A 14,333-nucleotide genomic window follows, 5' to 3' on the forward strand; every position below is an offset into this window, starting at 1 on the left:
CCGGCTCCCGGCTCCCGGCTCCCGGCTCCCGGCTCCCGCCCTTTCATTAATAAGTATTAAACCCCGCCCTCTGCTCCGCCCACCTGTCTTATCATGCAAGCTAATTATTTTGCCTGCGTGCCCTTATGAAACTCCTTGTTCCCCTTCTGGCCCTGTGCCTGCTGGCTGCCTGTTCCGGCGGCGAATCCTCCGCTTCTGCCCGCAAGGGCCCGCCGCCGGTGGCGATCAGTTCGACCGTACTCGCGGTGCAGCCGTTATCCGAAACTGTGCGCGCCTGGGCCGAGGTCGAGTCGGCGGTGGCGCCCGAAGTGGCGGCGGAAGTCAGTGGCCGTGTCGCGCGGGTGCTGGTTGATGTTGGGCAGCAGGTGAAAGCGGGGCAGGCGCTGGCCGAAATCGAGCCGGGCAATCTGAATGATGCGCGTCTGGCGGCCGAGGCCGAGGCGGCGCGCTATCAGGCCTTGCTGGCCGAGCAGCAGGCCACGGTCAGCCGCAATCAGGCACTGGTGAAGCAGGGCTTTATTTCGGCGGCGGCGCTGGACGCTTCCATGTCGCAACGCGATGCGCTGCAAAAACAGCTGGCCGCAGCGCAGGCGCAAGCCAGCAGCAAGGGGCGCGATGCCGCGCGCGCGGTGATCCGTGCGCCGGTGGGTGGCGTCGTCGAAGCACGCGCCATCAGCGCCGGTGACTATGTCAATCCGGGCAAGGTGGCATTCAGCCTCAACGCATCCGGCAGCCGGCGCGTGCGTCTGGCGCTGGGCGGGGCGGCGGGAGACCGTCTGCAGCGCGGTATGGAAGTCGCGCTTGGCAATGGTACGCATCAGCTGAAAACCCAGATCAGCGAAGTGCGCGCCGGGCTGGATGCGGCCAGCCGGGCGCGCATCGCCTGGGCTGATCTGCCGGCGGATGCGCCATGGCGGGTGGGGGATGCGCTGGATGCCGAGATCTCGCTGGCGCAGCGCAGCGCCCTGGCGCTGCCGGCGCAGGCGGTCATCGAGCGTCCGGCCGGCAAGGTGGTATATGTGGTGGTCGCGGACAAGGCCGAAGAGCGCAAGGTGGTCACCGGCATGGTGAGCGGCGACCGTATCGAGATCCTGTCCGGGCTTAAGGCCGGCGACAAGGTGGTGGTGGATGGTGCCGGCTTCCTGTCCGATGGTGCTGCGGTGCGTGATGCGGCTGCCCGTGGCAAGCCGGGCGCGAAAGGAGCGGGCGCATGAGCTGGATTGCGCTGTTTGTCCGCCGTCATGTGCTGAGCTTCGTGCTGTCGGCCGTGATCGTGCTGTTCGGTGTGGTGGCCTACCAGAAAATCGGCGTGGACCGTTATCCCGCCATCGAGCAGCCGACGCTGACGGTGAGCACCTCGCTGGATGGGGCTACGCCGGCGGTGATGGATCAGAGTGTGACCCAGGTGATCGAGTCGGCAGTGAATAGTGTGCCCGGCATTGATACGCTGGAGTCCACGTCCAGCCCGGGGCGCTCGCAGGTCAAGATCACCTTTAACCTCGACAAGGATATCGACGTCGCCTTTAACGAGGTGCAGTCCAAGCTGGAGCGGGCACGGCGCCGTTTGCCGGACGAGGCCGATGCGCCGGTAGTGTCCAAGACCGATGCCGGTGCCAGCCCGATTATGTGGCTGACGCTGACCGGCGACCGCACCGAGCGCGACCTGTACCAGTTTGCCAATAATGTGGTGCGCAAACAGCTGGAATCTATCGACGGCGTGGGCGAGGTGGCCGTGCGCGGTCGCGGCGAGCGGGTGATACGCATCGAGCTTGAGCCGCAGCAACTGGCCGCTTACAAACTGTCGGCGCAGGATGTGAAAGACGCGCTTAAGCGCGAACACCGGCAGGATGCCGGCGGCTATCTGGAGGCGGGGCCGCGCGAATTTTTGGTTGATCTGGACCAGGAATTCCACTCGGTGTCCGCACTTAAGGGTCTGGTAATCGGCTGGCGCGGCGAAGCGCCGGTCAAGCTCTCCGATGTGGCGCAGGTGATGGACAGCGAAGGCGATGTGCGCAGCCTGGCGCGGCGCAATGGCGAACCGGCGGTCAGCATCGGCATCTCGCGCATTCCCAACACCAATACCGTTGCCATTGCCGACGAGGTATTGCGCCGGCTGGATACGCAGATCCGCCCGACCCTGCCGCCGGGGCTCAAGCTGACGGTGACGTCGAATACCGCCAGCTTTATCAATGAAATGGTCGGCGCGCTCAAAGACCATCTGGTCGAGGGCACGATACTGGCGGGCCTGGTGGTATGGGGCTTTTTGCGTAACTGGCGCGCCACCCTGATTGTGTCGCTGGCGATTCCGGTGTCGCTGCTGGGCGCGGTCGCGCTGATGTATTTCATGGGTTACACCTTCAACACCATTACGCTTTTGGCGCTGCTATTGCTGATCGGCGTGGTGGTAGACGACGCCATCGTGGTGCTGGAGGCGGTGCATAGGCGCGAGGAAGCAGGCGAAGCACCGGAAGAGGCGGCGATACACGGCACCAGCGAGGTGGTGTTTGCCGTGGTAGCGGCGACGCTGTCCTTGGTGGCGATCTTCATGCCGGTGGTGTTCCTGACCAGTACCGTCGGGCGGCTATTTTCTACCTTTGCCGTGGTGGTGAGTTTCGGCGTGCTGGTGTCGTTGCTGGTGTCGGTGACGCTGACGCCCATGTTGTGTTCGCGTTTTCTTAAGGCCGAGCCGTCGCACGGACCGGTGTACCGCTTTTTCGAGCGTGGTTTTGTCGCACTGGAAAATACCTACCGCCGCCTGCTGGCCTGGTCGCTGGCGCACCGCGGCAAGGTCTTGTCCGCCTCGCTCTTGCTGGTGGTAGCGGGCTTTGCCATCGCGCTGCTGCTCAAGGGCGAGCTCTACCCCGAAGAAGACGAAGGCCGCTTCATGCTGTCGCTGAAGACGCCGATAGGCTCCAGCGTGGCGTATACCGATGCACGCACGCGCGACGTCGAGAAGAAACTGCTGGCCCTGCCCGAAGTCGACAATGTGCTGGCTATCGTCGGCGGCTTTGGCGGGCGCTCGGGCAACGAGACCATGATGATGGTCGGCCTTAAACCGGTGGCCGAGCGTAGCCAAAGCCAGAGCGAAGTGATCGGGGCGGTGCGCAAACAGATGGGCAGCGTGCCGGGCGTGCGCGTATCGGCCTTCCCCTTCCCGCGCGTGGGCGAGAGCCGCGGCGGCAAGCTGCAGTTTGCCGTAGTCGGCCCCGAGCTTGGCCAGATCCAGCGCATCAATGACGCGCTGGTGGGCGAGCTGACCGCCATTCCCGGCATAGGCCGGCCCGATGTCGGCAGTGAAAGCCAGCTGCCTATGCTGGCGGTTCAGGTCAAGCGCGAGGCAGCCGCCCGTGCCGGCCTCTCCACCCAGCAGGTACTGGCGGCAGTGAATCTGCTGACGGCCGGCAGCAATGCCGCACAATTCTCCGACGGAGACGGCGAGCGCTACGATATCCGTGTCAAGGCGGCAACGGGCAGTCTGAACCGTGCCGCTGATCTGGAGTCGGTCTATTTGCGCAACAATCTGGGCGAGCAGGTGCCGTTGTCCAGCGTGGCTGAAATCAAGCCTACGCTTGGCCCGACCCAGATCGAGCGCATGGCGCTGATGTATTCGGTTGGCCTGTCTGCTTCTCCGTCCATGCCGCTGGCCGAGGCGATGAGTGTGGTACAAGCGGTGGCGCAGCCGTTATTGCCACCGGGCTACCGCATCGAATTCAAGGGGGAGGCGCGCGAGCTGGGGCGCTCCGGCGGTGAACTGGCGATGGTGTTCGTGCTGGCCAGCCTGATGCTGTATCTGATTCTGGCCGCGCAGTTCAACAGCTTCGTGCAGCCGGCGCTGATCATGCTGGCCGAACCGCTGGCGCTGGTGGGCGGTCTGGCGGCGCTCTGGCTGGCCGGGCAGACGCTGAATGTGTATTCGGTGATCGGTCTGGTGCTGTTGATCGGTCTGGTGGCCAAGAACGCGATTTTGCTGGTCGATGTGACCAACCAGTACCGCGCGCGCGGCATGGCAGTGGATGAAGCCTTGCAAACCAGCTGTCCGGTGCGGCTGCGTCCGGTGCTGATGACCTCGTTTACCGTGGTGCTGGCCATGTTGCCGGCCGCCCTGGGCTTCGGCGCCGGTGCCGCCACCAACGGCCCGCTGGCGGTAGCGGTGATAGGCGGCATGATCAGCTCGACCCTGTTGACCCTGCTGGTGATCCCGGCGGCTTATTCATGGGTGGAAAGCGCCTTGGCGCGGCGCAATGTGAAATAAAAAGTCATACCTTGATGCAGTGTTGCAACAATATTTCAAGTGGGTACTTGAATGGCTTGTTTTGACGTGCGCATAATCGGCGTCATGTCAGACCCCTTAGCTGGGTCGGGCGCCATTTTGCAAACCCGAGCAGCAGACCGGGGCAACACCTCAAGGAGAAACCGAGTATGACTTTCAAGCTATCGCGTAGCGCCATTTCCGCATCCGTGCTGCTGGCCTTGGCCAGCGGCGCAGCCTTTGCCGCCAAGGTGCCGGCCGGTACCGCACTTGCCGCCAAGCAGGAGCTGATCCGCAACAACGGCTCCGAAACCGAAACGCTGGACCCGGCAGTGGCCGAGTCGGTTGGCGCCAACAACCTGACGCGCGACCTGTTTGAAGGCCTGACTGCAACCGACGCCGACGGCAAGGTCGTACCGGGCGTAGCCGAGAGCTGGAAGCAAGTGAATCCGACGACCTGGGTCTTCAAGCTCAGGAAGAATGCCAAGTGGAGCAATGGCGAGCCGGTGGTGGCGTCCGACTTTGTTTACGGCTGGCAGCGTTTCATCGATCCAAAAACCGCCTCGCCTTATGCCTCGACCTATGGCGCCTTTATCCTGAACGGTATCGAAGCGTCCGAAGGCAAGAAAGCCCCGTCCGAACTGGGCGTGAAAGCCATCGACAAATACACGCTGGAAGTGAAGACCCCGTATCCGGTCGCCTTCCTGCCTGACGTCGTGTCCAACCTGAATCTGGGCCCGGTGAACAAGGCCGCTATCGAGAAATACGGCAAGGAATGGACCAAGCCGGGCAAGCTGGTGTCTAACGGCGCTTTCGTGCTGAAAGACTGGCAGGTCAACTCCAAGGTCGTGATCGAGAAGAACCCGCAGTACTGGGATAAGGGCAATGTGCAGCTGACCAAGGTCACTTATCTGCCTGTCGAAGACGGTTTTGCCGACGTGAAACTGTTCCAGTCGGGCGAGAACGACTGGGTCTACCAGCTGCCGCCAGCGACCTACGAGAAGTACAAGCAGGAGCTGCCAAAAGACATCCGCAACGCGCCTATGCTGGGCCTGCGTTACTACTCTTTCAACGTCAAGGATCCGGTGATGAAGGACAAGCGCGTGCGTCAGGCGCTGTCCATGGTGATTGACCGTGACCTGCTGGCCCAGAAAATCACCGCCGATGGCCAGGTGCCTGCTTACGGCGTGATCGTGCGCGGTACTGCCGGCGCCGACGTGACCGCTTACGAGTGGGCGAAGTGGCCGATGGCCAAGCGCGTGGAAGAAGCCAAGAAGCTGCTGGCCGCTGCCGGCGTCAAGCCAGGCTCCAAGATCAAGTTCACCTACAACACCTCCGAATACCACAAGAAGATGGCGATCTTTGCCGCTTCCGAGTGGAAGTCCAAGCTTGGCCTGAATACCGAGATGGAAAACATGGAGTTCAAGGTCTTGCTGAAGAAGCGCCACGACGGCGACTTCCAGATCGCGCGTAACGGCTGGGTGGCTGACTACAACGATGCGACCACCTTCCTCACCCTGGTGCAGTGTGGTTCCGACCAGAACGACAACGGCAACTGCAACCCGAAAGCGGAAGAGCTGATCAAGCAGGGCAACCAGAGCACCGACCCTGCCAAGCGCAAGGCCGCTTTGACTCAGGCCGCCAAGATGATCATGGACGACTACCCGATGCTGCCGCTGTTGCAGTACACGGTGCCGCGCCTGGTCAAGTCCTATGTTGGCGGCTACTCGACCAAGAACCCGATGGACCGCTATCGCAGCAAGGATATCTACATCATCAAGCACTAAGTCCGTGAGCTGATGTTGATGGCGGGCCGGCGCTGCGGTGTCCGGCCCGCCTTGTTCCATGCCTATGCCAACGATTGTCTTCTGCCCCCGTGCCCACAAGGCCAAGCGGTGTGCAAAGCGGAGCCTCTATCATGTGGTCCTATGTTTTCCGGCGCGTGCTGATGACGATACCGACCATTCTGGTCGTCATCACCGTCTGCTATCTGATGCTGCACCTGACCCCCGGCGGCCCGTTCGACACCGAGCGCAAGGTGTCCGAAGCCGTGATGGCCAATCTGCAGGCCAAATACCATCTCGACCTGCCCTTGTGGCAGCAATATCTCTATTACCTCAAGGGCCTGCTGCAGGGTGATCTGGGCGCGTCCTTCCGCTACGCCGACTGGAGCGTGAACGAACTGGTCGCCAAGGCGCTGCCGGTGTCGCTGACCATAGGCGGCGTATCACTGTTGATTTCCGTCGTGATCGGCGTGCTCCTGGGCACGGTCGCCGCGCTGCGCCAGAACAGTGCCATCGACTATCTGGTGATGCTGATCGGCAACCTGGGTAGTGCCTTCCCGTCTTTTGTTATCGGGCCGGTGCTGATTCTGGTGTTTGCGTTATGGCTGTCGTGGCTGCCGTCCGGCGGCTGGCAGGACTTCGAACTGCGCTATATGGTGCTGCCGATGGCGCTGCTGACCTTCATCAACGTCTCGACCATCGGTCGCGTGATGCGCGGCAGCCTGATCGAGGTGATGTCGAGCAACTTTATCCGCACCGCGCGCGCCAAGGGCCTGCCTACCCGCACCATCGTGCTCAGGCATGCGTTCAAGCCGGCCTTGATGCCGGTGGTGTCGGTGCTGGGGCCGCTGGCGATCTCGTCGATTACCGCGGCGGTGGTTACCGAGTCGGTGTTCTCCCTGCCCGGCATCGGCAAGCTGATCGTCAACGGCGCATCCAACCGCGACTACACGCTGGTGCTGGGGCTGGTGGTGCTGATTACCGTGCTGGCCGTGCTGCTCAACCTGCTGGTCGATCTGGCTTATGCCTTGCTCGACCCGAAAATCCGCTACTGAGCGAGGGCCTTATGTTGCTCAAGAACAAACAGAACGCCCTTGGCGACGCGCTGCTGGCTGCCGGCCTTGACGCGCTGCCGGTGGCCGGGCGCAGCCCGTGGCGCGACGCGCGCGAGCGCTTTTTTCGCAACAAGGCGGCGGTGGTCAGTCTGGTGCTATTGCTGCTGATCACGCTGGCGTGCGTGTTCGGCCCGATGCTGCTGCCGCACTCGTTTGACGACACCGACTGGGATGCGATGGCGCTGGCACCGACCTGGCAGAACATGCACCTGTTCGGCACCGACGAGCTGGGGCGTGACCTGCTGGTGCGCACGCTGATCGGCGGGCGCATCTCGCTGATGGTCGGCCTGCTGGCGACCATCGCCTCGGTCGCGATCGGCATTGCCTGGGGTGCGACTGCCGGCTTTATCGGCGGCCGGGTTGATACCCTGATGATGCGTCTGGTCGACATGATGTACGCGGTGCCTTACCTCTTGATCGCCATCCTGATGGTGACCCTGCTCGGTCGCGAGTTCTATCTGGTGGTGCTGACCATCACCGTATTCTCGTGGATGGACATGGCGCGCGTGGTGCGCGGGCAGACGCTGGCGATCAAGTCCAAGGAGTATATCGAGGCGGCACACGCCATCGGCGTGTCGACCCCGGCTATCATCTTCCGCCATATCGTGCCCAACCTCTTGGGCATCGTGGTGATCTACACCACGGTGACCGTGCCGGGCGTGATCCTGACCGAATCGGTGCTGTCCTTCCTTGGTCTCGGGGTGCAGGAGCCGATGACCAGCTGGGGCGTGCTGATCGAGGAGGGCACCGGGGTGATGGAAACCACGCCGTGGATGCTGCTGTTCCCCGGCGCACTGCTGTCGCTGACGCTGTATTGCGCCAACTATATCGGCGACGGCATGCGCGACGCGCTCGACCCCAAGGACCGCTGAGGAAGCATCATGAGTCTGTTGCAAGTCAATAATCTGGGCGTCGAGTTCCAGACCGGCGACGGCCCGGTATTCGCCGTCAACGGCGTCAGCTTTGCGCTGGAGCGCGGCCAGACGCTGGGCATCGTCGGCGAGTCCGGCTCGGGCAAGAGCCAGACCGTGCTGGCGATGATGGGCCTGCTGGCCAAGAACGGCCGCGCGACCGGCGAGGCGCTATACCACGGCCAGAACCTGCTGGCGATGAAAACGGCAGAGCTGAACAAGATACGCGGCAACCGCGTCGCGATGATCTTCCAGGACCCGATGACCTCGCTCAACCCTTATCTGACGGTAGAACGTCAGATGACCGAGGTGCTGCAGCTGCATAAGGGCATGAGCCGGCGCGATGCGAAAAAGCGCGCCATCGAGCTTCTGGACGCGGTGCGCATCCCCGAGGCGGCGCGGCGCATCGACATGTATCCGCATGAGTTCTCTGGCGGCATGCGCCAGCGCGTGATGATCGCGATGGCCTTGCTGACCGAGCCCGAGGTGCTGGTGGCCGACGAGCCGACCACCGCGCTGGACGTCACGGTGCAGGCGCAGATTCTCGCGCTGCTCAAGGAGTTGCAGCGCGACTTCGGCACCGCCATCGTGATGATCACCCACGATCTGGGCGTGGTCGCCGGCCTGTGCGAACAGGTGATGGTGATGTACGGCGGGCGGGTGATGGAGCAGGGCAGCGCCGACGAGATTTTCTACCGGCCTACCCACCCCTACACCATCGGCCTGCTGGGTGCCCTGCCGCGGCTGGATCACGACACCGCCGAACTGGTCAGTATCCCCGGCAACCCGCCCAATATGGCGCGTCTGCCCAAGGGCTGCCCGTTCAGCGAGCGCTGCAGCATGGCCGATGCGCGCTGCGCGGCCGAGTTGCCACCGCTGGCACCGGCCGGCGCCATCTTGCGCGCTTGCCACCGCGCGCCTGAACACGTGATGAAGCAAGGGGAGGCCATCCATGGCTGAAGCGCTATTGTCGGTACGCGATCTTAGGGTCAATTTCCAGATTACCCCGGCCGGTGCCTGGCCATGGACGGCGAAGAAGGATCTCAAGGCGGTAGGCGGCGTCAGCTTCGACCTTTATCCCGGCGAGACGCTGGGCGTGGTCGGTGAATCCGGCTGCGGCAAGTCCACGCTGGCGCGCGCCATTCTCAACCTGATTCCTGCGTCCAGCGGCGAAATCGTGTGGCTGGGCAAGACCCTGACCGGCGGCAGTACCCGCGACTGGCATGCGGTGCGCCGCGATATCCAGATGATTTTCCAGGACCCGCTGGCCAGCCTCGACCCGCGCATGACCGTCGCGCGCATCATCGGCGAGCCGCTCAAGGTGCACAGGCCGGAGCTGTCGGCCGACGAGGTGATGCAGCGGGTGCGGGCGATGATGAAGAAGGTGGGTCTGCGCGACGAGATGATCAACCGCTATCCGCACGAGTTTTCCGGCGGCCAGTGCCAGCGTATCGGTATTGCGCGTGCACTGATCCTCGAGCCCAAGCTGATTATTTGCGACGAACCGGTGTCGGCGCTGGATGTGTCGATTCAGGCACAGATCATCAATCTGCTGAAGTCCCTGCAGCAGGAAATGGGCTTGGCGCTGATCTTCATTGCCCACGATCTGGCGGTGGTCAAGCATATTTCCGACCGTATTCTGGTGATGTATCTGGGGCGCGAAATGGAACTGGCCGAGAAGTCCATGCTGTATGCCAAGCCCAGCCACCCCTATACCCGCGCCTTGCTGTCGGCTATTCCAGTGCCAGACCCTGCGCTGGAGCGCAAAAAGGAAGTGCGGCTGTTGCAAGGGGATATTCCAAGCCCGATCAATCCGCCATCCGGTTGCGTATTCCGCACCCGCTGCCCGGAAGCGCAGACGCGTTGCGCCCAAGAAGTGCCGGTATGGCGTACGCTGGACAACGGCACGCGCTGTGCCTGCCATTTCGCCGGCTGAGGGCGGGGAATAGGGCAAGCCGTTTTCGCCCGCTGTGCGGGCTCCTACGGCATTTCATATGTAGGAGCCCGCATGGCGGGCGATGTGATCTTGCCTGGATCTGAAGGGCGACCGCGATCCGTAAGCCGGGTGCTCCGTGCTACCGCTGCTGGCTTTGTTGCGTTCGAAATGCCGCGCCCTAGGCTTTTTTCGCCATCTCGCGCAGCGCATAAGCCGCCGCTGCCATGCCGAAGCTGGCGGTCACGGTCATGCTGGCGCCAAAGCCGGCACAGGACAGGCCCTGCGGGCCATTGCCTGAGGCGGCATCGCAGCTTTTGACTTCGGGATAGACCAGCTGCTCGGTCGAGTAGACGCAAGGCACGCGCAGCTTCTTGCCCGGCTCGCGGCTGAAACCGTGAAATTTCTTCAGGTTGTAGCGCAGCTTGGATAAAAGCGGGTCATAGGTCACGACCGACAGGTCGGCCAGACGGATCAGGGTCGGGTCCATCTGGCCGCCGGCACCGCCGGACACCACAAAGGGCTGGCGCTTTTTCACGCACCACGCCGCCATCGCGGTTTTGATGCGCAAGCCGTCCATGCAGTCGATCACAAAGTCGTAACCCTGCCCCAGCAGCGCATCCATATTATCTTCGCTGACAAAATCCTCGATCTCGTGCACGACACAAGCCGGGTTGATGGCGCGCACGCGCTCGGCCAGCGCCGTGACTTTGGCCATGCCGTAGTTGGGGTCGAGGGCCGGTAGCTGGCGGTTGGTGTTGGATTCGGCAATATTGTCCAGATCGATCAGGGTGAGCGTACCGATGGCGCTACGTGCCAGCGCTTCTACCGCCCACGAGCCTACGCCGCCGACACCGATTACGCAGACATGCGCGCCCTGAAAACGCGTCAGCGCGGCTTCGCCGTACAGGCGGGCAATGCCGCCAAAGCGGCGTTCAAGATCGGCGTCGTACATGGGTTTCTCCGCAGGGGCAAAGGCGCGAAGGATACGGCAAAGGCGGCGACTCGGCCAGCCAAGTGCCTGATTCATGGCAAGAGTTTGCCGTGTGACCTAGCCTTGAAGAAGTTCGCGGCATTTGCCGCCGGGCTAATGATTTTGTCCGTATGAGGGAGGTCACATGAAACCGCAGCCGTCGTTCGATATCGACTTTGACAAGCGCAATAACGCCACTTTGAGAATTGTCTGCAGCAAGTGCGGGCATGAAAATCCGCACCATCTCACGTCACTGTCCCCGGACGAAGACATCCTGTGTACCCAGTGTGCGACCAATATCACCCTGGACCTTGAGGGGATCAATCTGGCCACCCGCAAGGCCGCCGAAATCCGCCAAGCCTATGGCGCCTGACAATAGGTGACGGCATGACATAGCTGGTGTCACAATTGGCTCATCCGCCCGATGGGCATTTTATTTAAAAACGGCGGCCTGATGGCTGCCGTTTTGACATTCCAGACAAGGATCCGCCCATGCAATGGCTAGATGTACGCAGCGATACCGTCACCCAACCGACCCCTGCCATGCGCGAGGCCATGTTCCATGCCGTGGTGGGGGATGATGTCTATGGCGACGACCCGACGGTCAGCGAGCTGGAAACACTGGCCGCCGCCATGCTGGGCAAGGAGGCCGCATTGTTTGTGCCGACCGGCAACTTTGGCAACCAGCTCTCGCTGTTGACCCACTGCCAGCGCGGCGACGAAGTGATTCTGGGTGACGACTGCCATATTGTCTGGCACGAAACCGGCGGCGCGGCGGTGATTGCCGGCGTGCAGCTGCGCACCGTTGCCAGCGACCGCGGGGTGATGGACCCGGCTGAAATCGCCAGGCGTATCCGCGTCGGCAGCGATATCCACTGGCCGAAAACCGGCCTGATCTGCGTGGAAAATGCCCATTCCAGCGGGCGCGTGGTGCCGCTGGCGGTGATGGCGGAAACCGCAGCCATCGCCCGCCGCCATGGCGTACCGGTGCATCTGGACGGTGCGCGTGTGTTTAATGCTGCCGTGCATCTGGGGTGTGATGTAAAGGATATTACCCGGCACGCCGACACGGTGATGTGCTGTTTGTCCAAGGGACTGGCCTCTCCGGTCGGCTCGATTCTGGCCGGCAGCGCCGGCTTTATCGCGCGCGCGCGGCGCAACCGCAAGCTGATGGGCGGCGGCATGCGTCAGGCCGGCGTGATTGCCGCGCCGGGCATTGTCGCCTTGCGCGAGATGACGGGACGGCTGGCCGAAGACCACGCCAACGCGCGTGCGCTGGCCGAACGTCTGGCTGCGATAGACGGCATCAGTCTTAATCTCGACGATGTGCACATCAATATGGTGTGGTTTGCGCTGGCTCCATCGATCAAGGTGGATGGCCTGATGGCGGCCTTGGCGGCTGCCGGCATCAAGGCCAATCCGCCGGAAGACGGCCTGATGCGCATCGTCACCCACTGGCAGGTTAACGCCGCCGATGTCGCACGCATTGCCGACGTGATCGCCGCCTATGTGACGGGTGGGCAATGAGCCCGGAACTGGGCGGCATGCTGTTCGGTGCCGGCTTTGTCGCCGGCGCGCTGAACGCGGTGGCCGGCGGCGGCACGCTGATTACCTTTCCGGCTTTGGTCGCAGCCGGACTGCCGCCCATTGTTGCCAATGCCACCAGCTCGGTCGCGCAATGGCCGGGCTATGTGGCGTCCAGCCTGGCGATGCGGCGCGAACTGCGCGGCCAGCAGGGTCTGCTGCCTCTGGCCATGGCCAGCGTGGCCGGGGGCATTGGCGGCGGCTATCTGGTGAGCGTGGTGTCCAATGCGCTGTTCATGGCGCTGGTGCCGTGGCTGATCCTGCTGGCGACCCTGCTGTTCTGGCAGGGCAAGCGGCTGACCGCATTCACCGGAGCGCGCGCCTGGCCGCTGCCGTTGCTGGCGGCCGCACAGTTTGCCATCGCGGTGTATGGCGGGTTTTTCGGTGGCGGCATGGGGGTGATGATGCTGGCGCTGTTTGCGCTGGCGTTGCCGGACAGCCTGCTGCGGCAGGGCGCGCTGAAAAACGGCCTGTCGGTGCTGATTGCCGGCGGCGGCGTGCTGGCCTTCATGCTGGCCGGTCTGGTGGACTGGGCGTATGGCGGGGTGATGCTGCTGGGCACGATGGCTGGCGGCGTTGGCGGCGTGCATCTGGCACGGCGCATTCCGCCAGCCTGGCTCAAGGGTTGCGTGGTGGCGCTGGGGCTGGTGCTCAGTGCGGTGTTTTTCTGGCGCTAGTCAGGTCGCCATCAGCCGGCTGCGCTCGCGCAGGGCGCTGGGCGAGCAGCCAAACCAGCGGTTGCTGGCGCGGCAGAAATTGCTCGGGTCGGAAAAGCCCAGGCGGTAGCCGATCTCGACAATGGGCAAGGTGCTGTGCTGCAGCAGGTCTTCCGCCTGTTGCCGCCGCGCAAGATCCAGCAAGCCTTGAAATGACTGCTGTTCGTGGCTGAGTTTGCGTTGCAATGTGCGCTGTGAGACGCCCAGTCGGATGGCGACATCGCCCAGTCGTGGCTCGCCTTCCGGAAGTGTCCTGCGGATTTGCTCCAGTACCCGGTCGGCAAAACGCATGCGTTCTATTTTGCCAAGGTAACTGCGTATGGCTTGCTCGTTGAGCGAGAGCAGCATGGGGTTGGCGCCGGCAAACGGTTCCAGCGTCGTGCTGTAATCAAAGCCTATGCTGTCTTCTGCAGCTTCCAGTGTGACGGGTACGCCAAAATAGTCTTCCAGCCTGTTTGCCTGTTCCGGCGTAGTCCGGATGGCGAGTGCAACAAAGCTGGGCGTGATCGGGTGCTGGCTGAGATGGCAGGCCTGGCGGTAGACGAAAGCCAGCATGGCAATGCGGGCTGCATGGTTGTATTCACTCCCTCCCAGTGTCTTGATCACCAAGGCGCTGCCTTTTTTATCGTGTTTAAGCGCCATATGCATGGTGCTGGACAGGATCCGGCAGTAGCGCGCCATCAGGCCCATCAGTTCGGCCAGATTGGCGCTGGCCAGCATGGCCAGGCCCAGCGCATGCAGCGAAGGCGCCTGGATTTCCTTGCCCATTTGCAGTCCCAGCAGCGGGTCATTCGTGTGGGTGATGGCTTCACGCCATAACAGCCTGACCTGTTTTGTCGGGTAGCGGGCCTCGGGCACATGCAATAGCCCGGTGTCCATCTGGCACTGCTGCATCAGCAGGTCGGGATCGACATCGTAGCCACGCAGGGTCTGGCATAGCGCCCGTACCCAGCTGGCAAGAATGGTCGGTTCGATCGGACTGTCGGTGCAAAGGGGCGGTGTCTGCATGCGAAGTGATTTCCTGTTTTGAAATCGAATACTACCTCAATTGTGGCACGCAGGGACAAG

Annotated in this window: 12 protein-coding genes; 10 read left to right on the forward strand and 2 right to left on the reverse strand. The window is 62.9% G+C overall.

Annotated features, from left to right (window positions below):
• Positions 1–125 precede the first annotated feature (125 nt).
• From GQF02_RS05760 to oppF, 7 genes are all read left to right on the forward strand, one after another.
• Positions 126–1,214, forward strand: coding sequence for an efflux RND transporter periplasmic adaptor subunit (locus tag GQF02_RS05760; protein ID WP_160795550.1), 1,089 nt, complete (start codon positions 126–128; stop codon positions 1,212–1,214).
• Positions 1,211–4,252 carry an efflux RND transporter permease subunit gene (locus tag GQF02_RS05765; RefSeq protein ID WP_160795552.1) on the forward strand — a complete coding sequence of 1,014 codons (3,042 nt, stop codon included), beginning with the start codon at positions 1,211–1,213 and terminating at the stop codon, positions 4,250–4,252. The genes GQF02_RS05760 and GQF02_RS05765 overlap by 4 nt, the downstream gene beginning before the upstream one ends.
• Positions 4,253–4,419: 167 nt before the next feature.
• Positions 4,420–6,036, forward strand: coding sequence for a peptide ABC transporter substrate-binding protein (locus tag GQF02_RS05770; RefSeq protein WP_124734932.1), 1,617 nt, complete (start codon positions 4,420–4,422; stop codon positions 6,034–6,036).
• Positions 6,037–6,167: 131 nt separating this feature from the next.
• Positions 6,168–7,088 carry an oligopeptide ABC transporter permease OppB gene (gene oppB, locus GQF02_RS05775; protein ID WP_124734933.1) on the forward strand — a complete coding sequence of 307 codons (921 nt, stop codon included), beginning with the start codon at positions 6,168–6,170 and terminating at the stop codon, positions 7,086–7,088.
• A gap of 11 nt (positions 7,089–7,099) precedes the next feature.
• Positions 7,100–8,020, forward strand: a complete 921-nt coding sequence (locus tag GQF02_RS05780) for an ABC transporter permease (protein ID WP_160795554.1) — start codon at positions 7,100–7,102, stop codon at positions 8,018–8,020.
• Positions 8,021–8,029: 9 nt separating this feature from the next.
• Positions 8,030–9,019 carry an ABC transporter ATP-binding protein gene (locus tag GQF02_RS05785; protein WP_160795556.1) on the forward strand — a complete coding sequence of 330 codons (990 nt, stop codon included), beginning with the start codon at positions 8,030–8,032 and terminating at the stop codon, positions 9,017–9,019.
• Entirely contained in the window at positions 9,012–9,995 is a 984-nt protein-coding gene (gene oppF, locus GQF02_RS05790; RefSeq protein ID WP_160795558.1) for a murein tripeptide/oligopeptide ABC transporter ATP binding protein OppF, read from the forward strand. The genes GQF02_RS05785 and oppF overlap by 8 nt, the downstream gene beginning before the upstream one ends.
• A gap of 178 nt (positions 9,996–10,173) precedes the next feature.
• Here the strand turns inward: oppF and GQF02_RS05795 are convergent, their stop codons facing one another.
• Positions 10,174–10,947: a tRNA threonylcarbamoyladenosine dehydratase gene (locus GQF02_RS05795; RefSeq protein ID WP_160795560.1), complete on the reverse strand. Its 774-nt coding sequence runs from the start codon at positions 10,945–10,947 to the stop codon at positions 10,174–10,176.
• 163 nt (positions 10,948–11,110) lie between these two features.
• Here GQF02_RS05795 and GQF02_RS05800 point away from each other — a divergent pair, with 163 nt between their 5' ends.
• The 3 genes from GQF02_RS05800 to GQF02_RS05810 all read left to right on the forward strand — a co-directional run bounded on the left by GQF02_RS05800 (position 11,111) and on the right by GQF02_RS05810 (position 13,226).
• Positions 11,111–11,338, forward strand: coding sequence for a hypothetical protein (locus tag GQF02_RS05800; RefSeq protein WP_160795562.1), 228 nt, complete (start codon positions 11,111–11,113; stop codon positions 11,336–11,338).
• 119 nt (positions 11,339–11,457) lie between these two features.
• Positions 11,458–12,492, forward strand: coding sequence for a low-specificity L-threonine aldolase (gene ltaE, locus GQF02_RS05805; protein ID WP_160795564.1), 1,035 nt, complete (start codon positions 11,458–11,460; stop codon positions 12,490–12,492).
• Positions 12,489–13,226, forward strand: a complete 738-nt coding sequence (locus GQF02_RS05810) for a sulfite exporter TauE/SafE family protein (protein WP_160795566.1) — start codon at positions 12,489–12,491, stop codon at positions 13,224–13,226. Before ltaE ends, GQF02_RS05810 begins: the two co-directional genes overlap by 4 nt.
• Here GQF02_RS05810 and GQF02_RS05815 read toward each other — a convergent pair whose 3' ends face one another.
• On the reverse strand, positions 13,227–14,273 hold the full coding sequence (locus GQF02_RS05815; protein WP_160795568.1) for an AraC family transcriptional regulator: 1,047 nt from the start codon (positions 14,271–14,273) through the stop codon (positions 13,227–13,229).
• Between the last annotated feature and the right edge of the window lie 60 nt (positions 14,274–14,333).

Origin of the sequence: Craterilacuibacter sinensis (assembly GCF_009831765.1) — a bacterium.
Taxonomy (GTDB): Bacteria; Pseudomonadota; Gammaproteobacteria; order Burkholderiales; family Chromobacteriaceae; genus Craterilacuibacter; species Craterilacuibacter sinensis.

What these genes read in the sequence shown, in the direction of transcription:
- ltaE (WP_160795564.1), top strand. Translation starts at nt 11,458, where the DNA reads ATGCAATGGCTAGATGTACGCAGCGATACCGTCACCCAACCGACCCCT.
- oppB (WP_124734933.1), top strand. Translation starts at nt 6,168, where the DNA reads ATGTGGTCCTATGTTTTCCGGCGCGTGCTGATGACGATACCGACCATT.
- GQF02_RS05800 (WP_160795562.1), top strand. Translation starts at nt 11,111, where the DNA reads ATGAAACCGCAGCCGTCGTTCGATATCGACTTTGACAAGCGCAATAAC.
- oppF (WP_160795558.1), top strand. Translation starts at nt 9,012, where the DNA reads ATGGCTGAAGCGCTATTGTCGGTACGCGATCTTAGGGTCAATTTCCAG.
- GQF02_RS05785 (WP_160795556.1), top strand. Translation starts at nt 8,030, where the DNA reads ATGAGTCTGTTGCAAGTCAATAATCTGGGCGTCGAGTTCCAGACCGGC.
- GQF02_RS05780 (WP_160795554.1), top strand. Translation starts at nt 7,100, where the DNA reads ATGTTGCTCAAGAACAAACAGAACGCCCTTGGCGACGCGCTGCTGGCT.
- GQF02_RS05810 (WP_160795566.1), top strand. Translation starts at nt 12,489, where the DNA reads ATGAGCCCGGAACTGGGCGGCATGCTGTTCGGTGCCGGCTTTGTCGCC.
- GQF02_RS05815 (WP_160795568.1), bottom strand. Translation starts at nt 14,273, where the DNA reads ATGCAGACACCGCCCCTTTGCACCGACAGTCCGATCGAACCGACCATT.
- GQF02_RS05770 (WP_124734932.1), top strand. Translation starts at nt 4,420, where the DNA reads ATGACTTTCAAGCTATCGCGTAGCGCCATTTCCGCATCCGTGCTGCTG.
- GQF02_RS05765 (WP_160795552.1), top strand. Translation starts at nt 1,211, where the DNA reads ATGAGCTGGATTGCGCTGTTTGTCCGCCGTCATGTGCTGAGCTTCGTG.
- GQF02_RS05795 (WP_160795560.1), bottom strand. Translation starts at nt 10,947, where the DNA reads ATGTACGACGCCGATCTTGAACGCCGCTTTGGCGGCATTGCCCGCCTG.
- GQF02_RS05760 (WP_160795550.1), top strand. Translation starts at nt 126, where the DNA reads ATGAAACTCCTTGTTCCCCTTCTGGCCCTGTGCCTGCTGGCTGCCTGT.